The sequence below is a fragment of the Caballeronia sordidicola genome, assembly GCF_002220365.1.
GTDB classification, from domain to species: Bacteria; Pseudomonadota; Gammaproteobacteria; order Burkholderiales; family Burkholderiaceae; genus Caballeronia; species Caballeronia sordidicola_C.
This window is the reverse complement of record NZ_MTHB01000027.1, coordinates 74,447-93,242: the sequence shown is the minus strand read 5'-3', so window position 1 is coordinate 93,242 and position 18,796 is coordinate 74,447. Positions and strand designations below refer to the sequence as shown.

Genomic DNA, 18,796 nt, shown 5'->3' with positions numbered 1-18,796 from the left:
TCGCAGCGCAACGCAACATATTTCGTATGTGATATATCAGAAACAACAGCCCTTCCGTGTTCGCAGTTTAAGCGGCTTTTTGCGAACGCGTGAAGGATTCAATCGTTTTGATACCGGGCTTGGCCGTTCCCTGGTTGACGCCTTCACGCAGCTTGATCAGCGCGAGGACGGCGTCGATCATCGGCGTGTCGACAGCGAGTTTTCGGCCGATTTCCTGCACGACGGTCACAATCGGATCGATCTCCATGGGCCGGCGCGCTTCGCAATCCATCAGCATCGAGGTCTTGTGAGCGCCGACCGCGGCCGCGCCGTTGATGCGCTTTTCCACATCGACACGGAAATGAACGCCTAGCTTCTCGGCAATGCCCTGCGCCTCCTCCATCATCTGGCGCGACAGCTTGCGTACTGCCGGATCACTGGTGAGGACGTCGAGCGTGGCGCCTGTCAGTGCGCTGATCGGGTTGAAACAGAGGTTGCCCCACAGCTTCAGCCAGATCTCATCGCGGATGTTGTCGCGCATCGGCGCCTCCATATCGGCGGCGCTCATGATGTCGTGGAACGCCTGCAGGCGCGGCGTCACCAGCCCGCTCGGCTCGCCGATAGGAAATTTCTTGCCATACACATGACGGATCACGCCAGGCTCCGCAATTTCGGCGGCGGGAATCAGCACGCAGCCTATCGCCCGCTCGGCCCCAAGCACTTGCCACTGCCGGCCGCCCGGATCGACGCTTTCCAGCGTGGTGCCGGCCAGCGCGCCGCCGTGCTCATGGAAATACCAGTACGGCAGGCCGTTCACCGCGGTAACCACCGCGGTATCCGGCCCCAGCAGCGGTTGCATCAAATCGACTACGCCCGGCACCGAATGCGCCTTAAGCGCAATCACCACGTAATCCTGCGGCCCGAGTTCCGCAGGATTGTTCGTGCAGCGCACCTTGACCGTGTGCTCCTCGCCATCGATCTGCAAGCGCACGCCGTTCGCCTGCATGGCAGCCAGATGCGGCCCGCGTGCGACGAAACTGACATCCGCCCCCGCTCGGGCCAGTTGCGCACCCATGTAACCGCCGATCGCACCGGCACCGTAAATGCAAATTTTCATTGTCGTCTCCTGGACCATTTTCTCTTCTGATATACAACATATTAGATTCAGTATTGGATAACAACGAAGAAAGCGCAAGAAAAAAGCGCGACTCTTTTTCAGGGAGCCGCGCTTCGAATATTCAGTGGATTGAGGGTCAGGCGTGAGCGGTTTGCAGCGGCTTATGTTGCTCATCATAGGACGAAACGACGTGCGTCCAGATACGCGCTGCCTGGACTGGCAACGTGCGGCTTTTCCGCTTCACGAGCGCTACGGTTCGCGTCACCGACGGCCATAGCGGCACCGATTGAACCAGCGCTTGAGCAGACGCTGCGCCTGCGTGCATCGGCTGGATGCCAATTCCAAGTCCAGCCGCGACCATCTGCACGACGCTCGCGGCCTGAGTCAGCCGCTGAAGCTTGACGTTCGACGCGCCATATTCATCGAGCGCACGTGCGATGACATCGAAACTGCCTGTGTCGTCGTCGAGAAGGAACAGGCTCGCACCGCTCATGTCGCGCCATCGCACCGTCGTGTGCGATGCCAGCGCATGTCGCGCCGGCACGATCGCGCACAGGGACTCGGAGAAAAGCGTTTCCGTCGATAAATCGTGGAGATCGTGGAGATCGTGAGGATCTCTATCGTTTACGGGACCGGTCATTACGCCCATGTCTGCATCGCCGGCGCGCACGAGCTCGAGCACCCTGCTCTGCCGCGCATCATGCAGCGTCAACGCGATATTGGGGTAGCTCGCCCGGCACGATGAGAGCAGCGTCGGCAGCACCGAAGCGACCAGGCTGGAACTGCTCGCTATGGACACCACGCCGCTTTCGACCGTAGAAACCTGCTGTCCGAAACGCAGCGCCACTTCGAGTTCATCGACCAGTAACGCAATGCGCGGAAGCAGCGCGCGCCCGGTATCGGTGAGCGCAACCTGGCGGGTCGTGCGGTCGAACAACCTCAGTTCAAGCAGGTCTTCCAGTTCCCTGATGCCGCGGCTCGCCGCCGACTGCGTCACGCCGAGCGCGTTGCCCGCCTGGGTGAAACTCCGATGCTGCGCCAAGATCACGAACAAGCGTAGCTGCTGCAGCGACACGCCGGACGCCTTCAATCCCTGCACGGCATCAGTCTGGCTACGAGTCATTGTGCCGACGAGTTGCGCGGGGCTTCTGTCCAGGCAGTCTGAAACGTAGCGGCATCGAGGCGCCTCGACTCGGCAACCGTGTTTTCGATCCAGCGCTTTCTCATCGGCGCGAGCACGAACTTCGCGCACAAGCCAGCGGCAATCGAAACGCTGGCCGTCGCGATGAACACCGCGTCCCATGAGCCAATGGCCGACAGCACCGAGGCAAGCGGTACCAGCATGGAAGCCGTGCCTTTCGCCGTATAAAGCGTGCCGGCGTTGGCGGCGGCGTATTTACTGCCGAAGGTATCGGCGCAGGTGGCCGGAAAGATCGAGAAGATTTCACCCCAGCACAGGAACGTAATGGCTGCGAAGAACATGAACAAGTACGGGTTGTGGCCGAACTCCATGAGACCAAGCAACGCAACGCCTTCGCCGATGAAGATGAAGAACATGGTGTTCTCGCGGCCGATCTTGTCCGAGATCCAGCCGCAGAGCGGACGGGTGAAACCGTTGCACAGGTTGTCGATCGACAGCGCCATGGTCAGGAGCGGCAAGGTCACGCCGAGCAGGCTGACCGGCATCTTGGCAAAGCCATATTCCTTCGCGATCGGTCCGAGTTGCGCGGTGGCGATCACGCCGCCCGCCGCAACGAACACGAACATCATGTACAGCACCCAGAAGAGCGGTGAGCGCACCATCTGGGCCGTCGTGTAGTCGATCTTCGACGCCACCACGCGCTTGGCCGGAACCGCATAAGCCGGCGGCCTCGGACGAACCAGCAGCATGCCGAGCAACAGGATGCAGACGCCCTGGAAGATCCCGAAGAACACGAAGGTGTGTTCGTAGCCTGAACGCTGAATCATGTTCGAGATGGGGATGACCGTGACCGCCGCGCCCGCGCCGAAACCTGCCGCCGTCAAACCGGCAGCAAGGCCGCGCTTGTCCGGGAACCACTTAAGCGCCGTGCCCACGCAGGTGCCGTACACGCAACCCGCGCCCACGCCGGCGATCACTGCCGCAATGTAGAGATGGACCAGGCTGGTGGCGTTTGCATCGATGATCCAGCCAAGCGCCGCACAGATCGAACCGCCGATCACGACCGGCCGCGGGCCGAATTTATCGACGAGCCAGCCTTCCAGCGGCACCAGCCAGGTTTCCGTGACGATGAAAATGGTGAACGCGGTTTGAATCGCCGCCTGGCCCCAGTGATGTTTCGCATCCATCGGGACTACGAATAAAGTCCATGCGTACTGCAGATTGGCGACCAGGCCCATGCAGATGATGCCGATGGCGAGTTGAGCCCACCGATTGTTGTGCCACCCCAGTTTGGGCTGACCAGCGGCCGGTGCCGTCGCTGCGTTTGCCATGTCTGTCTCCGTTATGTTTCAGCGCTCGTGCGGCGCGTATTCGACTGCTTCATCGATTACTAAATCGACTGCGGCACACCGTGTCTTGGTCACCGGTGTGAGGGGTCTTGGTCGGTCAGGCGTACGTATTCGTGGCGGGGCGGTGCCGGATACGGCCGTGCCCATCCTGCAGGCCGTAAGTCAAGGTCGGTGATAGAAGAACCATTTTTAAGCGATTCCCAATGTTCTGACGGATATAGGGGAAGACCCTGCCGCTAGCCTCTCCCCGCGTGCACCTTACGAAACTACCGCACGTTGAAAGCATCCTGCGGCAGAAAAACGATTAGGGAAAGTTAGAAAAATTTATTGTATAAATTCAGGATCGTTTATAGGTGGAGATCCGTGATGATGCGAAATGCGACGCTTAGGCAACTGAAAATATTCGAAACCGTTGCACGGCGGCTCAGCTTCTCGCGCGCCGCCGAAGAGCTCTATCTCACCCAGCCGGCCGTCTCCACGCAGGTCAAGCAGCTCGAGGAGCACGCGGGATTGCCGCTTTTCGAGCAGCTTGGCAAGAAGATCTACCTGACATCGGCCGGTCAGGAAATGCTTCACCACAGCCGCGCGATCCTCGAGCAGTTCCGGGAAGCCGACGACGCCATGGCGCGACTCAAGGGTATTTCCGGAGGCACGCTGAACGTGGCCGTGATCAGTGCCGGGGACTATTTCTTTCCGCGCCTGCTGGCCGAATTCACCAAGCGCAATACCGACGTCAAGCTGAACCTGGCGGTTCATAACCGCGAAGAACTGCTGCACCAGCTCACCGACAACCTCACCGACCTCGCGATCATGGTTCGGCCGCCCAAGGACATGGACACCGAGAACGTGTCGTTTGCCCCGCACCCTTACGTGATCGTGGCGCCCCCTGGTCATCCGCTGGTGGGCAAGAAGAACATTGCGCTGGAGTCGCTTGTCGACGAGCCGTTCATTGTCAGGGAGCGCGGTTCCGACACCTGGAATTCGATGGAGGAAGGTTTCGCGGGACGGCTCAAGCCGCTGAACATCGCCATGGAGATCACCAGCACGGAGACCATCAAGCAGGCGGTGATTGCCGGCATGGGGATCAGCTTCTTGTCGGCGCATACGGTCAGCATGGAGCTGCAGATCGGACGGCTCGCCGTGCTCGACATAGCGGGTTTTCCCGTGATGCTCAACTGGTATCTCGTGCATCGTCATAACAAGCGGCTTCCGGCAGTGGCGATGGCGTTCAAGCAATTCCTCATCGACGAAGGGGCGGCGCAAATCTCGGCTATTACGCATATCGGGTAAACCATCTATTAGGTATCTTTAATAGTTACGCTAAAAACAAGTGACTATCGTATATGGATCAATGTTCCTATCCTTCAGTTAAGCCACGCAGCCACAGCACGCTGTCATTCATGGCTAACTTCGCAATTACATTGCATGGGACCGGAGACAAACGACCATGAACCGTTCACAAGCCACGATCGCCGATGCACGCGAACTCCAGACCCAGCTTTGTGCCTACAACAGCGCCTTCGAAGAACTTGACCTGATGTTCCGCTGGGACGTGGAAACACTTCAGTCGCTGGCGCACGCACCCAGCGATCAGGCGCGCATTGCGCAGTACATCGAATTGCATTGCCCTCATTTGCTCAAGGCGTACAGCGCGGAGTTCCTGTGCGAGGCCATCGTGAGCAGGAAAAACGCGTATTACGAGGCGTGCCGTGCCACGACCATCGCCCGCGCCGACGACACGCGCGGCGCACGGATGTGGCGGCCCGACTGCGACAGCCCACATGCGCAAGCCGCTTGAAGCTTGAACCTTGAAGCGCAGAGTTGTTCGCGCCTGGGGTCATACCTCAGGCAGGTACTAAGTTCTCGAAGGGAGCGGGTTGAACAACCCGCTCCCTTCTTGCATACACCCTCATTGCGCCAGCGACACCCACACGCTCTTAGGCTCAGTGAAGTTCTCGATAGCCACATCCCCGTGCTCGCGGCCAAAGCCTGAATCACCCGAGCCGCCCCACGGCAATCGCACATCGGTATAACCGTACGTATTCACCCAGACCGTGCCGGCCCTCAGCGCCGACGCCATCCTGTGCACTCGGCCTATATCCGCGCTCCACACGCCCGCCGCGAGGCTGTACAGCGTCCCGTTGGCAATGCGCACGGCATCGGCTTCATCGTCGAAGGGAATCACGCTGACCACGGGACCGAAGATCTCTTCCTGCGAGATACGCATCTCGTGCTCGACATTGGCAAACACCGTGGGCTCGACGAAATAGCCGCGCTCGCCCCATCGCCTTCCACCCGACACGACTGACGCCCCTTCGCGCTTGCCAATGTCCACGTAATCGAGCACCGTCTGCATCTGCTTCGCGGAAATGAGCGGTCCCATGGACGTCTCTTTCTGCGATGGATCACCCAGCGTAATCAACTTCGCACGCTGCGCCAGACGTTCAACGACCTCGTCATACACAGATCGCTGGACGAGCACGCGCGAGCCCGCGGAACACACTTGCCCCGCGTTGAAAAAAATCCCCGACGCAGCCGCGCGTGCGGCCTGATCGAGATTGGCATCGGCGAAAATGACGTTGGCGGACTTGCCGCCCAGTTCGAGCGTGACTCGCTTGAAGTTGACCGCCGCGCCCTGCAAGATTCCCCGACCGACTGAGGGCGAGCCGGTGAACGTGACCTTGTCCACACCCGGATGCGCCACGAGGGCGTCGCCGACCACCGAGCCCTTGCCGGTAACAATATTGAGTACACCCGGCGGCACGCCCGCTTCCAGCGCGAGCCGGCCGAGCATCAACGCCGATAACGGCGTCAGCTCCGCGGGCTTGACGACCAGTGTGCAGCCGCAGGCAAGCGCGGGCGCGATCTTCCACATGCCGATCATCAACGGGAAATTCCACGGCACGATAGCCGCGACCACGCCGACCGGTTCGCGCACCGTGTAGGTCAGCGCGTCCGGGCGCGTGGGCACCACTTGTCCATTGATCTTGTCGCACCAGCCGGCGTAATACGCGAGGGTGTCGATGGCAGCCGGTACATCCTGTCGCCGCACACCGGAGATCGGCTTGCCGGCGTCGAGACTTTCCACTGCGGCAATTTCATCCTGACGCGTACGCATCAATTCTGCAAAGCGCATCAGGATCCGGCCGCGTTCAGATGCCCTGATTGCATTCCACGGTTTCAACGCGGCGCGCGCCGCCTGCACGGCACGGTCGACATCCGCCGCGGTGCCCTGGGCAACGCTTGCTATCGGCGTCTCGGTCGATGGATCGATAATGCTCGAATACGCGCCGCCACCGGGCGCCACTGCTTCGCCACCAATCAGCAGTTCGTAACGTTTCAAGTCCGCTTGGGCGGTCATTGTTGTCTCCTTGTACTGTAGTGCGGTCCCGCGCGCAGTCCCGGGTGTAGTCCCTGTCTTCGGCTCACGTGCCGGATTTTGCTTCGAGTTCAGCGAGGCGCTTGCGCAGATTGCGCTCTTCGGTGAAGCGGCTGGTTTCATCGCGTATGACGGCTACGATGCCGGTCACACTCTGTTGCGCTCCCGCTGAATGCAGCAACGCGACCGTGAATGCAATCGATAAGGACCGGCCGTCCTTGTGCACAGCCGGCACGCGCAGCACGTCGTGTCCGTAACGTGTCTCGCCGGTCGCCATGGTTTTTTCGTAGCCGCTCCAGTGACGTCCGCGCAAGCGTTCGGGAATGATGATGTCCAGCGAATTGCCCAGCGCTTCTTCGGGCGTGAACCCGAACATGCGCTCGGCAGCCGGGTTCCATAGGGTGATCGCGCCACTGGCGTCGGAGATGACAACCGCGTCGCCGATCACGCCAACCAGTTGCTCGAAATCGATGGGGAATTTGGTATGCATGGCGCTATTCATTGTTGAAATGGCCTTGGTCTTATCTGGCCGCGATTCAGGCAGCGCCGTGGGTCCGTCAAGGCAATCCACGGCGCTGCGCTTTCGCGTTTATCGCGTTTAAACGGCTTGTTTCTGATGCAGGTTGGCGATTTGCGCGCTGCTGTAACCGAGGCCCTCGAGCACTTCGTCCGTATGCTCGCCCAATAACGGTGATCCCGTGATCTCCGGCTTCATGTCCGAGAACTTGATCGGGCTACCCACCGTGAGATACGAGCCGCGTTCCTTGTGCTGGACTTCGGCAATCGTGCCGCTCTCACGCAACGAAGGATCATTGGCCAGCTCTTTCATCGTCAGCACAGGCGCGCAAGGAATATCGAACTTGCGCAGGATGTCCACCGCCTCGAACTTGGTTTTATCGGCGAGCCATTCTTCGATCGTCTTGAAGATGTCGAAGATATGCGGCTGACGTGCAGAAGCCGTGTTGTAGTTCGCGTCTTCGATCCACTCGGGTTTGCCGATCGCGCGGCAAATCGGCGCCCACGCGTGACCCTGGATCGTGAAGTAGATGTACGAGTTCGGATCGGTTTCCCAGCCCTTGCATTTCAGCACCCAGCCCGGCTGACCGCCGCCGCCGGCGTTGCCGCCGCGTGGAACGACATCGCTGAATTCGCCGTGCGGGTATTGCGGATATTCTTCCAGGTAACCAAGCCGGTCCAGACGCTGCTGGTCACGCAGTTTCACGCGGCACAGGTTGAGCACGCTGTCCTGCATCGATACCGCGACTTTCTGCCCCTTGCCCGTCTTGTCGCGTCCAATCAGCGCCGTCAGGATGCCGATGGCGAGATGCATGCCGGTGTTGCTGTCGCCTAGCGCCGCTGCGCTGATGGTCGGCGGACCGTCCCAGAACCCCGTGGTCGATGCCGCACCGCCCGCGCATTGCGCAACGTTTTCATAGACTTTCAGGTCGTCGTAATGGTGGCCGTCGCTGAAGCCTTTCACGGACGCCAGGATCATCTTCGGGTTCAGTTCCTTGATGTACTGCCACGGGAAGCCCATCCGGTCGAGTGCGCCCGGACCGAAGTTTTCCACCATCACATCGGATTCCTTAATAAGCTTCTCAAGGACTTCCTTGCCCTCCGGCTTCTTGGTGTCGAGCGTGAGGGACTTCTTGTTGCTATTGAGCATCGTGAAATACAGCGCGTCGACATCCGGGATATCGCGCAGTTGCGTGCGGGTGACGTCGCCGGAGCCCGGGCGTTCCACCTTGATCACGTCGGCGCCGAACCACGCAAGCAACTGCGTGCAGGCCGGACCTGCCTGCACGTGCGTGAAGTCGATAATCTTGATTCCATCGAGTGGCTTGCTCATGATTCCTGTCTCCTGACTCACTGGCTAAAGGTGGATTACTCAATGTTCTTGCGGCGGCATCAGCGGCGCGTTTGGGCAAAGCCGTCAATGCCACCGATCCAGCCGGTACCGCCGGTACCGGCCAAGCGGATTACTTTTTCATCGCCGTGCTTTGCGGATTCAGATTCGTCAGGCGGCCGCTTTCGGTGCCGGCGGCTTCATCGATAACCGCATTGATGAGCGTCGGCTTGCCAGATGCAATGGCTTCCTGAAGTGCCGTCGTCAGCTCTTCCGGCGTCGTGGCGTGGCGGCCTACGCCACCAAATGCCTCAATCATCTTGTCGTAGCGCGCGCCCTTGACGAACACCGTCGGGGCAACATCCTTGCCGCCGGTCGGGTTCACGTCGGTGCCGCGATACACGCCGTTGTTGTTGAAGACGATGGTGCAAACCGGCAGGTCGTAGCGGCAGATGGTTTCGAGTTCCATGCCGCTGAAACCGAACGCGCTGTCGCCTTCAATGGCGACGACCGGCTTGCCGCTCGTGACCGCCGCGCCGATCGCGAAGCCCATGCCGATACCCATGATTCCCCACGTACCCGAGTCGAAGCGCTTGCGCGGCTCATACATGTCGATGATGCTGCGGGCGTAGTCGAGGGTGTTCGCCCCTTCATTGACCACGTTGATGTCCGGGCGCGTCTTCAACACGTCGCGAATCGCGCGTAATGCGCTGTGGAAATTCATCGGCGACGGGTTCTTGGCGAGCGTCGCGGCCATCTTTTCCAGGTTCTTGTTCTTGCGCTCGGAGATCGCATCCGTCCACTCGGCGGCGGGCTTCGGGAAGCTGGCATCCATGCCTCCCAGCAACGCCGACACGCAGGACCCGATATCGCCGATCACCGGTGCCGCGATCGCCACGTTGCTGTCGATTTCCGTCGGCGAGATGTCGACCTGGATGAAGTGCTTCGGTGCGCCGCCCCACGTCTTGCCCTTGCCGTGCGACAACAGCCAGTTCAGGCGCGCGCCGATCAGCAGCACGACGTCGGCTTCCTGCAGCACGAACGAGCGCGCGGCGGACGCCGATTGTTCGTGCGTATCGGGCAGCAATCCCTTGGCCATCGACATCGGCAGATAAGGAATGCCGCTCTTTTCGACGAGCTCGCGAATCTGTGCGTCGGCCTGGGCGTAAGCCGCGCCCTTGCCGAGCAGGATGAGCGGACGCTTCGCACTTTTCAGCAAGTCGAGCGCACGCTTGACCGAGTCAGGCGCGGGAAGCTGACGCGGCGCCGCGTCGACCACGCGTACCAGGGACTGCTTGCCCTTCACGGCGTCGATGGTCTGGGACAGCAGTTTCGCCGGCAAGTCCAGGTAGACGCCGCCGGGACGGCCCGACACGGCCGCACGGATCGCACGCGCAATGCCGATGCCGATGTCTTCCGCGTGCAGAACGCGGTACGCGGCCTTCGCGTAGGGCTTGGCGGCGTTGAGCTGGTCCATCTCCTCGTAGTCGCCTTGCTGCAAGTCGACGATCTCACGCTCGCTGGATCCGCTGATCAGGATCATCGGGAAACAGTTCGTGGTCGCGTTGGCAAGCGCCGTCAGGCCGTTCAGGAAGCCCGGCGCTGACACGGTCATGCAGATGCCCGGCTTTTGCGTCATATAGCCGGAAATGGCGGCCGCATTGCCCGCATGCTGTTCATGACGAAAGCCGATGAAGCGCATGCCTTCGGCTTGCGCAAGTCGCGCCAAATCGGTAATCGGAATGCCGACCAGCCCAAAGATGGTATTGAGGTCGTTCAGCTTCAGGGCGTCGATGACCAGATGGAAACCGTCGGTGGTCGCCGGTGTTTCCTGCTTCGCTGTCTCGGCTGCAGTGGCGGTCTGCGGGTAGTTCAGTACTTCTGCCATAACGTCTCTCCTCCTTGGCTGGCGTTGTTTGGTTTGTGATATACAATATTCCACACACAGTATTAGTCAAGCGGATTTGTTTGACGGGTCGAGCTTGGTGCGGTGCGATCAAGGCGGAAACGCTGGCGCTACGGCAGGTTTGCCGTTTTTTTTGCTGCGATGCGATGGGAGGTGTTTAGGCAATGCCGATGTTTCGCGACCGAGGATTGGGGCGAACGGGGATTGCGTTGGTGTGAGTGCGGCGCGACTGATTTTGGCGCGCGCCGGGGTGGGTTTACCCGCGTCTGGAGGCGGGTAGCGGTGGTCGATCCGTCAACCCTGATCAGGTCGACGGGGTGGTTTGTTCTCTGTCGTCACACGTTCTAGGACGTCCATCGGAAAACGAGATCGGCACGCCCACGCGTCGCATCAACCAGCGCCGCGTTCACTTCGTCGGTTCGCTGAACCCATTCGCGGGCGGCGTCTTCATCGCGACCAAACTTCACGTGGCGCGCAATGAGCCGCTGCAAACGCAGCTCTGGATCGACGTCGACATACCAGGCTTCATCGAGCAGAGGACGAACGGCCTTCCATTGGCCTTGCTGCAGCAGCAGATAGTTGCCTTCAGTGATCACCAGCGGCACGTCCGGCGTGACCGGAATGGCCCCGGCAATGGGTTCTTCGATCTCTCGGCGAAACGTGGGGGCATAGATCATCTCGTCGTGACGCTGCGCGCGCAAGCGCCCCAGCAGTGCGACGTAACCGGCGCTGTCGAATGTATCCTCGGCGCCCTTGCGGGACGCGCGGCCAAGGCGTTCGAGTTCGACGTTCGCAAGATGGAACCCGTCCATCGGCACGACCACCGCGCGTCCTGGCAGCGCTTCGAGAATGGCCTGTGCCAGCGTTGATTTGCCTGCGCCCGGCGCACCCACCAGCCCAAGGATACGACGCTGGCCATCCGCCAAGAGCTGTTCCAGTCGCACGAGAAAACGGTCTTCGATCATCGGCAAAATCCTGTGTCGTTTTTAAATGGCGTGAAACGCCTCGCCGATCTTCGCACAGCCGGGGCCCCACCGCGAACGAAGACCAGACAAAGTCCGGCAGCGCTGCATTGCTTACCGGTCAGCGCAAGGGGGCAACCGTTCTACTGTCGCGGTCGTGTTCCATGTCCTCCTGCGTCCTCCTGCGTCCTTCTGCGCCGCCCGGCAAACATGTCGTTAATGATGCGCCCTTGCTTTGGCCGCAGCGTTGATGCTGCCAGCGATGAAGGTCCGCGCATGAGTGGCCAGATCCATGCTGTCGTCCCACAAGTTCCGCCAGATCGCCAGCGCGTTCGACAACTGCTCGTTCACAACCGTGGACGAGAAGCTTTCGAACGTGACCACGCCCTCATAGCCAATCATGGATAGCGCATGAAAGAACTGTGCAAAGTCAATTGTGCCTGAGCCCAGGTAGCCCCGATTACTTTCGCCGATGTGGACATAACCCAAACGCTTCCCGCATGCCAGCACCGGCTGCATAAAGTCGGATTCCTCAATATTCATGTGATAGGTATCGAGGTGCACGACAACGTTGGGTGCATCGACTTCATCCAGCATGCCGAGCGCTTGTGATGCCGTGTTGAGCAGATTGCTTTCATAACGATTCACGACTTCGAGGCCGAGAGTGACATCCTTCTTCAAGGCGAAATCGGCGATCCGCTTGAGCGAGTCAACCGCGTTGCGTCTTCCCTGAGCAGTGAGCGGCGCCTGGTACTTCGCCATTGCACCGTATAGGATGCCGCCGAAGTACTTGCCACCGAGTTCCGCGGTGATGCTCACGCCCTCTTCCAGCAATGCCAGGCCACGTGCAACCGACTCCGGATTATCGCTGGATACATCAGCATCCAATGTAAGGCCACGCGAACACCCGATCTCCAGACCATGCTCTTGGAGCAGGTCGCGCGTAAGCCCCAGGTCCATGACCTTGGGCCCGTGAAGGGATAGCTCGACCAGATCAAAACCTGCCGCCTTGGTCTGGCTGATCACTTTGCGGGTCGACTCCGGCGTCAGGTCGCCGGCCCATACCAATGCATGAACACCGAGCTTATTCATTGAGTCACTCCTCCGGTAGCGGTCGCGCGTCTGCGGACCAAAGACTGAAAATAACCGCGTGCCCACGCCCAACGCAGGAACATCACGGCAAGTAAAAACACGCCCCACAAAGCGGTCGCAAGGTGCTGGTTGGCGCCGAGCAGATTCAGGCCAGAGGCAATGACCTGCAGGATGACAAGCGCAATCACGACTGGCACGACGCGCCCAAAACCGCCGAACGGATCCACGCGCCCGAGGAAACAGGCGAGCACGGCGATTAACAGGAATGCCTCGCCGTGCCCGACGCGCACCGAGTTGAAACTGGCCAGCATCACTACGCCTGCAACACCGCACATCAGGCCGGAGAGCATGTAGATTCGGGTCACCGCGCGCCGCGTGTCGATACCCGAATAGCGCGTTGCCTCACTATTCGAGCCGATCATGCGGGTGGCGAAGCCAAGCCGAGAGCGCGTCATGACCACGTGCCAGAGAGCCGCACAGCCGGCGAAGATCCAAAGCGGGACGGGAACGCCGAGCATGAGGCCGTTGCCCAGCTTCAACACGAACGGCGGAAATCCGGAAATGTCGCCGCCGTGGGTCAGGAATTCTCCGAGCCCGCGCAGGAAGATCATCATCGACAGGGATACCAGGATCGGGCTTGCGCCGGTACGCGCGATGATGGCCCCCATGATCCATCCAGCCGCGGCGCCCGTGGCAAGCGCAGCGCAGGTCCCAAGCACGATCGCGCCGGCGCCGGCATCCGCGCCGCCCTGCGAATGCAGCACCCATGCCATCGCGAGCCCGGCTATGTTCGCCGTGAACGTGACTGCCAGATTGAAGCCGCCGGAGATCAAAGGCATCAGCATGGCCAGCGTAAAAAGACCGAGCTCGGGCAACTGGAACGCAACCGAAACAAAGGTTCCGGTGGTGAGGAAGCGGTCCGAGGCGAAGCTCATGGCCACGATCACCATGGCAAGGAACCCTAATAGGCCGACGACATCGGCTTGCACCAGCGGCACAACGGAGCGAACCGAACGATCTGGCGAGGAGGTTTTCATGACGATACCTTTGCGCGTGGTAGCGTGAACCGCGATCCGACCAGCTTGGCCAGGCCGTCGCTCGACAAGGTGATGGCGATCAGAATGATGGCGCCGATGATCATCTTGAACGCGTACGGCGAAATCCCAAGCAGATTCAAGCCGTTCGCGGTGATGGCTGTCAGAAGGACTCCAAGGATGGCGCCGAGGATCGTGCCGCGTCCGCCACCCAGCCGCGCGCCGCCAAGTACCACAGCTGCCAGTACGTCGAGTTCACGGCCGTACAGCGCGTTGGGCACCACCTCTTGCACATAGTGCGCCTGCATCAGGCCTGCGATACCGGCCATCATCCCGAGCCAGCCAAAGGCTACGTAATGCATCGCCCCCATGTTGACGCCCACGCGCCGCGCCGCTTCGGGGTTGTCGCCCATGGCGTAGAGTTGCCGGCCGATAGTCGTGCGCCGAAGCAGGAACCAGGTGGCCACGACCATGACTGCCATGACCGCGACGGGCAGCGCGAGCTCCGCGACACCGCTTGACGTCTTGAACGAAACCAGCGAAACGCGGTTCATCCACCAGTCCGGCAGGTCGTAGATGGACACGCCGCCCGTCAGGAACATCAATCCGCCGAAGAACACGTTGAAGGTCGCTATGGTCACGACGATCGATACGATGCGAAAGTGGTAAATGATCGTGGCATTGATGGCGCCAAGCAGACAGCCGAACCCGGCAGCCACCAGGAAGCCCAACGCCCAGTCGCCGCCACCGAGGCGCATGACGGTCAGCGCGCTCAGGTACTGGACCACGGACGCGCCCACGGCGAACGAGATGTCGATCCCGCCGGCAATGAGCACGACCAGCAAGCCGGCCGCGAAGATGATGTTGACCGCGCTTTGGTTAAGCAGGTCGAACAGGTTGGGCAGCGTGAGAAACGTTGAAGTCGTCGCGCCGAGCCCGACCACCATGGCAGCGATGACGAGAATCAGCAGGGCCTCGATGGAACCGATCCCCCATTTGCGCAGATCAGGCATGGACGTCTCGCTCGATTTGGTCGATGGTCGTGGTTCCGGGCACGTATTCAGCGACCATGCGCCCGTTGCGCATATGCAGAATACGGTCGGCGTTGAAATAGACCTCAGGGATCTCGTCGGAGATCAGCAAGATGGCCATGCCATGCTCGGCGAGCTTATGGATGATGGCAAAGATGCCGGCTCGCGCACCTACATCGACCCCTACCGTGGGCGAATCCAGGATCAGCAGTTTCGGATTGGTCGCCAGCCACTTGGCAAGCACGATGCGCTGCTGATTGCCCCCTGAGAGTGTCGATACCGCGTCTTCCGGCTTCCCGATCTTGACCGCCAGTTGCGCAATCCAATCGCGGATCAGGGCATCACGCTTCTTGGGTGCGATCAGACGCGTGGCATCGAGTAAATCGTCCAGCACAGCGGCAACGGTGTTGTCGCCAATAGACTGCTGCTGGACCAGACCCAGTTGAAGACGGTCCTCGGAAACATAGGCAATGCCCGCTCGGATAGCGTCGCGATTCGAGCCAAGCGATAACATCTTTCCGTTCAGGCTGGCCGCACCGGCATCCGGCCGCGTCATGCCGAACAGCGACAACGCCAGTTCTGTTCGCCCCGCACCAAGGCGGCCGGTGACGCCAAGAATCTCGCCCTTCTTCACGCAGAAGGAAACTGCATCGTATTCATTGCGCCGTGACAGGCTATCGACGCTCAGCACGACAGGCGCAGCGGACAAGTCCGTGGTTCGCACCGCGTAGTCGAATGTGCGACCGGTCATGAGTTCCGTGAGACGGGTTTGCGTCATGCCTGCAGTGGAGAACGTGCCGACATACTGTCCATCCCGCAACACCGTCACACGCGTACATACGTCGAGCACTTCGGCAAGCCGGTGACTGACGAACACCACGGCGATTCCATCTGCCGACAGACGACGCACGATCGTCAGTAATGCTTGGGTTTCGGCGTGACTGAGCGACGCCGTCGGTTCGTCCATGAACACCAGCCGGGCATCGGCGACGAGTGCCCGGGCGATCGCCACGATCTGCCGCTGCGCAATTGATAGCGAACGCACGGAACGGCCAAGGTCGATCGCAACGCCCAAACGCTCCAGAATGCGTCGAGCGGCGATTTTCATCTGGCCGTAGTTGACCAGGCGCGGACGAGGGCCAAGGTTGCGCTCAAAGGCAATATTCTCCGCGACGCTCATCTCGGGAAAAAGCGCGAGGTCCTGCCAGATCACCTGAATGCCGAGGTCCCGGGCCTTTGACGGCTCCAGGCCCTGGATTGATTGCCCGTCCATCAGCATGACGGCTTCGGCTTCGGGCTGATAGACGCCGCTGATCACCTTGATAAGGGTGCTCTTGCCGCAGCCGTTTTCACCGGCGAGGCACACTACCTCACCCGGCATGACATCGAATTTCACGGCCTGCAGCGCTTTCACGCCACCGAATATCTTGGTGATATTTTCAAGCTTGAGCAGTGCCGCGCCGCCGGTGTCAACAACCGCCGGCATCTCGCTCGCGTTGCCTCGCGAGGGCGCGAGGCGGTCCTTCGAAGCCGCTGGAACCATGAAAACACTCCGATGCTACGCCTACCTTGCCTGAACGCTCGAGTGAAGGACAGCCTTGGCCGCCCCTCACCCGTCTGGAGAAACGAGACGATCGTTCAGAGTCCCATCTTCGCGAGATCGTCGACGGTTTTCGCGTTGAGATCCACCAGCTGATCGACGATCAGGTTGTGACCGTCAGGATGGACGACACCCAGGCCTTCGATCTTCGTGCCGTCCTTGATCGGTTCACCCTTCGCGACCATCACACCCAGGGTCACGAACACTTCGCCGGCAATCTCGGGATTCCACATATAGCCGCCGGTCAGGACACCATCGTGTACGAGACGCTTGCCCTGCCCCGGCGAAAACGGACCGAGTACGAGGATATTTCCCGCTTCATGTTTCTCGGCAACCGCGCGAGCCGCTCCGATCGGGCCCTGGCTGCCGAATGCGAGAATGGCCTTGAGGTTCGGATGCGCACGCATCAGGTCGAGCGCGGTCTTGCGCGACGCGTCGACATCTTCGGCAACGCCATAACGGTCGCCGACCAGCGCCATGCCGGGATCGTTCGCCTTGAGATAAGCGATGGCGGCATCAGCCCACGCGTTGTGCAAAGGCACGGTCAGCGAGCCGACAAAGACGGCGTATTCGCCCTTGCCCCCCAATGCGGTCGCCATGCGCTTTGCGTACGCTTCGCCGAAGCCCTTGACCGAGGCAAGTTCGAAGTCCCAATCAGCATTCTTTTGCTTCGGCGACTCGTGCGTGATGACCTTGATGCCCGCAGCGCGCGCCCGCGCCAGAACCGGCTCCAGTACCTCGGCGTCGTTCGGCACTACGCCGATCACATCCACGTGCTGGGCGATCAGATCCTCGATTGCCCGCACCTGCAGCGCGGGGTCAGCGCTGGTCGGCCCAACCATGAAAGCCTTGACGCCAAGTTGCTCCGCTCGCTTCTTGATACCGGCATCCATGGCGTTGAACCATGGAATTCCGCCGATTTTTACGACTATCCCGATGACTGGCTTATCGGGCGAGGCCAGAGCCAGGCCAGTTCCAAACGCGAATGCAGCGACGCCTACGCACAGAGCGCGCACGAAGTACCTTGACATGTCTCCTCCGCTTGGACTTCCGCAAGCTCTCGCTCGGGCGAAGCCCATTGGTTTGTTTGTGGACGAATTTGCCGGGTCGCCGAATCTTTAGCACATTGCTAAATCCATTCAGCTAATGACGGAAGCGATGCTGAATCCATTTAGCTCGATGGTCAACTCTCGAATACCCTAGTATGGTTTCCGGCCGAAGCAGGTCAGCCTCCGGGTGACGATGCAACGCAATTGCAAGGGGAAATTCAGATGGTCCGCAGCAGTAAAGGGCGCAAATCCACGATCTACGATATTTCCGAGGCGACCGGCACGTCGGTCACTGCGGTGAGCATGGTGCTGAACGGCAGCTGGACGAGATATCGCATCAAGGAGGAAACCGCCAATCGCATTCTGGAGAGCGCGCAACAGCTCGGGTACAACGTCAACATGCGAGCCAGAGGGCTGAGGCTCTCGCGCTCAGGACTCGCCGGCATGATTCTTCCGCACTATCGCAATCGTTTTTTTGCGGGACTTGCGGAGACCTTCGAGGAACAAGCGAGAAGCCGGGGTCTGTGCCCTATCGTCGTCAGTACGCAGCGGGATCCGGCGGTCGAGACAAGCGTCACTGAAACGCTCCTTTCGCAACGGGTCGAAGTGCTCTTCATTGCCGGCGTGCGAAACCCAACGCCGCTTAATTCACTGTGTGCCGCAGCTGGCGTGAGCTGCATCAATGTCGACTTGCCTGGCTCCGGCGCGCCATCGGTCGTCTCGGACAACCGCGGCGGTGCTCGCGCGCTGACCGAGGTGTTGATCGATAAAATGAGGACGCGGGGTCGTGCCCCCGAAGAACTGGTTTTCCTCGGCGGGGTTGCCGGCGAGTACGCAACTGAAGAGCGCGTTCTCGGATTCCGCGACGCTTTCGAGGCCAGCGGAAACAGTCCGGCGGCCGACGCGGTCGACTGCTGCGGATACAACGCGTCCGCTGCCCGGCAAGCACTTGCTCATGGCTACGAGAGCCTTGGCAGGCTGCCCGCTGGGTTGTTTATCAACTCGATTACCGCATTCGAAGGGCTGGTGCAGTTCACGTCGCAACTGTCCCGCGATGCATTGCAATCGACGGTTGTCGGGTGCTTCGACTGGGACCCGTTCGCTGCACATTTACCGTTTGAAGTGACGATGATGCGGCAGGACGTAGACAAGATTATTTCGGAGGCCTTCGCACTTGCCGATAACCACGACACGGCGACGCCTCATCCGCTGGTCGTCGTGCCTACGGGTTTCGGAGACGTGATGGACGAGGACGATCAGGCGATAAAACACAAATACGATCGTTGAAAGTTGCGCTGGCGTCCACGAGCG

At 60.5% G+C, this 18,796-nt stretch carries 16 protein-coding genes; 3 read left to right on the top strand and 13 right to left on the bottom strand.

Annotation, left to right across the window (positions count from 1 at the left end; all coding sequences use genetic code 11):
• Window positions 1-67: 67 nt before the first annotated feature.
• The 3 genes from BSU04_RS03890 to oxlT form a co-directional block, all read right to left on the bottom strand.
• Entirely contained in the window at window positions 68-1,096 is a 1,029-nt protein-coding gene (locus tag BSU04_RS03890; protein ID WP_089159353.1) for a 2-dehydropantoate 2-reductase, read from the bottom strand.
• 136 nt (window positions 1,097-1,232) lie between these two features.
• Window positions 1,233-2,219 (bottom strand): LysR family transcriptional regulator, encoded by a 987-nt coding sequence (locus BSU04_RS03885; protein ID WP_089159352.1) that lies wholly within the window; start codon window positions 2,217-2,219, stop codon window positions 1,233-1,235.
• Window positions 2,216-3,568 carry an oxalate/formate MFS antiporter gene (oxlT, locus tag BSU04_RS03880; RefSeq protein WP_089159351.1) on the bottom strand — a complete coding sequence of 451 codons (1,353 nt, stop codon included), beginning with the start codon at window positions 3,566-3,568 and terminating at the stop codon, window positions 2,216-2,218. The genes BSU04_RS03885 and oxlT overlap by 4 nt, the downstream gene beginning before the upstream one ends.
• A 387-nt stretch (window positions 3,569-3,955) precedes the next feature.
• Between oxlT and BSU04_RS03875 the strand changes: the two genes are divergently transcribed.
• Together BSU04_RS03875 and BSU04_RS03870 are read left to right on the top strand one after the other, a co-directional pair.
• Window positions 3,956-4,876: a LysR family transcriptional regulator gene (locus BSU04_RS03875; RefSeq protein ID WP_179258201.1), complete on the top strand. Its 921-nt coding sequence runs from the start codon at window positions 3,956-3,958 to the stop codon at window positions 4,874-4,876.
• Between the two features lie 157 nt (window positions 4,877-5,033).
• Window positions 5,034-5,384: a hypothetical protein gene (locus tag BSU04_RS03870; protein WP_089159349.1), complete on the top strand. Its 351-nt coding sequence runs from the start codon at window positions 5,034-5,036 to the stop codon at window positions 5,382-5,384.
• 111 nt (window positions 5,385-5,495) lie between these two features.
• On the opposite strand, the gene BSU04_RS03865 is transcribed toward BSU04_RS03870, so the two are convergent.
• From BSU04_RS03865 to BSU04_RS03820, 10 genes are all read right to left on the bottom strand, one after another.
• Window positions 5,496-6,947: an aldehyde dehydrogenase family protein gene (locus tag BSU04_RS03865; RefSeq protein ID WP_089159348.1), complete on the bottom strand. Its 1,452-nt coding sequence runs from the start codon at window positions 6,945-6,947 to the stop codon at window positions 5,496-5,498.
• A 64-nt stretch (window positions 6,948-7,011) separates the two neighbouring features.
• On the bottom strand, window positions 7,012-7,455 hold the full coding sequence (locus BSU04_RS03860) for a PAS domain-containing protein (RefSeq protein ID WP_089159347.1): 444 nt from the start codon (window positions 7,453-7,455) through the stop codon (window positions 7,012-7,014).
• 108 nt (window positions 7,456-7,563) lie between these two features.
• Complete coding sequence (gene frc / locus BSU04_RS03855) at window positions 7,564-8,814, bottom strand: formyl-CoA transferase (protein WP_089159346.1); 1,251 nt, start codon at window positions 8,812-8,814, stop codon at window positions 7,564-7,566.
• 130 nt (window positions 8,815-8,944) lie between these two features.
• Window positions 8,945-10,699, bottom strand: coding sequence for an oxalyl-CoA decarboxylase (oxc, locus tag BSU04_RS03850; protein WP_089159345.1), 1,755 nt, complete (start codon window positions 10,697-10,699; stop codon window positions 8,945-8,947).
• 362 nt (window positions 10,700-11,061) lie between these two features.
• Window positions 11,062-11,682, bottom strand: coding sequence for a nucleoside/nucleotide kinase family protein (locus tag BSU04_RS03845; RefSeq protein WP_089159344.1), 621 nt, complete (start codon window positions 11,680-11,682; stop codon window positions 11,062-11,064).
• A 213-nt stretch (window positions 11,683-11,895) separates the two neighbouring features.
• Window positions 11,896-12,771, bottom strand: a complete 876-nt coding sequence (locus tag BSU04_RS03840) for a sugar phosphate isomerase/epimerase family protein (RefSeq protein ID WP_089159343.1) — start codon at window positions 12,769-12,771, stop codon at window positions 11,896-11,898.
• Complete coding sequence (locus tag BSU04_RS03835) at window positions 12,768-13,808, bottom strand: ABC transporter permease (protein WP_089159342.1); 1,041 nt, start codon at window positions 13,806-13,808, stop codon at window positions 12,768-12,770. Before BSU04_RS03835 ends, BSU04_RS03840 begins: the two co-directional genes overlap by 4 nt.
• The gene (locus BSU04_RS03830) at window positions 13,805-14,818 is read right to left on the bottom strand and encodes an ABC transporter permease (RefSeq protein ID WP_089159341.1); all 1,014 of its coding nucleotides are present in this window, start codon (window positions 14,816-14,818) and stop codon (window positions 13,805-13,807) included. Before BSU04_RS03830 ends, BSU04_RS03835 begins: the two co-directional genes overlap by 4 nt.
• Window positions 14,811-16,379 (bottom strand): sugar ABC transporter ATP-binding protein, encoded by a 1,569-nt coding sequence (locus BSU04_RS03825; RefSeq protein WP_089159340.1) that lies wholly within the window; start codon window positions 16,377-16,379, stop codon window positions 14,811-14,813. Before BSU04_RS03825 ends, BSU04_RS03830 begins: the two co-directional genes overlap by 8 nt.
• A 95-nt stretch (window positions 16,380-16,474) precedes the next feature.
• Complete coding sequence (locus BSU04_RS03820) at window positions 16,475-17,467, bottom strand: substrate-binding domain-containing protein (RefSeq protein WP_089159339.1); 993 nt, start codon at window positions 17,465-17,467, stop codon at window positions 16,475-16,477.
• 240 nt (window positions 17,468-17,707) lie between these two features.
• On the opposite strand from BSU04_RS03820, the gene BSU04_RS03815 reads away from it, so the two are divergent.
• The gene (locus BSU04_RS03815; RefSeq protein ID WP_089159338.1) at window positions 17,708-18,772 is read left to right on the top strand and encodes a LacI family DNA-binding transcriptional regulator; all 1,065 of its coding nucleotides are present in this window, start codon (window positions 17,708-17,710) and stop codon (window positions 18,770-18,772) included.
• Window positions 18,773-18,796 lie beyond the last annotated feature (24 nt).

What these genes read in the sequence shown, in the direction of transcription:
- BSU04_RS03870 (WP_089159349.1), top strand. Translation starts at nt 5,034, where the DNA reads ATGAACCGTTCACAAGCCACGATCGCCGATGCACGCGAACTCCAGACC.
- BSU04_RS03835 (WP_089159342.1), bottom strand. Translation starts at nt 13,808, where the DNA reads ATGAAAACCTCCTCGCCAGATCGTTCGGTTCGCTCCGTTGTGCCGCTG.
- BSU04_RS03885 (WP_089159352.1), bottom strand. Translation starts at nt 2,219, where the DNA reads ATGACTCGTAGCCAGACTGATGCCGTGCAGGGATTGAAGGCGTCCGGC.
- oxc (WP_089159345.1), bottom strand. Translation starts at nt 10,699, where the DNA reads ATGGCAGAAGTACTGAACTACCCGCAGACCGCCACTGCAGCCGAGACA.
- BSU04_RS03845 (WP_089159344.1), bottom strand. Translation starts at nt 11,682, where the DNA reads ATGATCGAAGACCGTTTTCTCGTGCGACTGGAACAGCTCTTGGCGGAT.
- frc (WP_089159346.1), bottom strand. Translation starts at nt 8,814, where the DNA reads ATGAGCAAGCCACTCGATGGAATCAAGATTATCGACTTCACGCACGTG.
- BSU04_RS03820 (WP_089159339.1), bottom strand. Translation starts at nt 17,467, where the DNA reads ATGTCAAGGTACTTCGTGCGCGCTCTGTGCGTAGGCGTCGCTGCATTC.
- BSU04_RS03875 (WP_179258201.1), top strand. Translation starts at nt 3,956, where the DNA reads ATGCGAAATGCGACGCTTAGGCAACTGAAAATATTCGAAACCGTTGCA.
- BSU04_RS03815 (WP_089159338.1), top strand. Translation starts at nt 17,708, where the DNA reads ATGGTCCGCAGCAGTAAAGGGCGCAAATCCACGATCTACGATATTTCC.
- BSU04_RS03860 (WP_089159347.1), bottom strand. Translation starts at nt 7,455, where the DNA reads ATGCATACCAAATTCCCCATCGATTTCGAGCAACTGGTTGGCGTGATC.
- BSU04_RS03830 (WP_089159341.1), bottom strand. Translation starts at nt 14,818, where the DNA reads ATGCCTGATCTGCGCAAATGGGGGATCGGTTCCATCGAGGCCCTGCTG.
- oxlT (WP_089159351.1), bottom strand. Translation starts at nt 3,568, where the DNA reads ATGGCAAACGCAGCGACGGCACCGGCCGCTGGTCAGCCCAAACTGGGG.
- BSU04_RS03825 (WP_089159340.1), bottom strand. Translation starts at nt 16,379, where the DNA reads ATGGTTCCAGCGGCTTCGAAGGACCGCCTCGCGCCCTCGCGAGGCAAC.
- BSU04_RS03865 (WP_089159348.1), bottom strand. Translation starts at nt 6,947, where the DNA reads ATGACCGCCCAAGCGGACTTGAAACGTTACGAACTGCTGATTGGTGGC.
- BSU04_RS03890 (WP_089159353.1), bottom strand. Translation starts at nt 1,096, where the DNA reads ATGAAAATTTGCATTTACGGTGCCGGTGCGATCGGCGGTTACATGGGT.
- BSU04_RS03840 (WP_089159343.1), bottom strand. Translation starts at nt 12,771, where the DNA reads ATGAATAAGCTCGGTGTTCATGCATTGGTATGGGCCGGCGACCTGACG.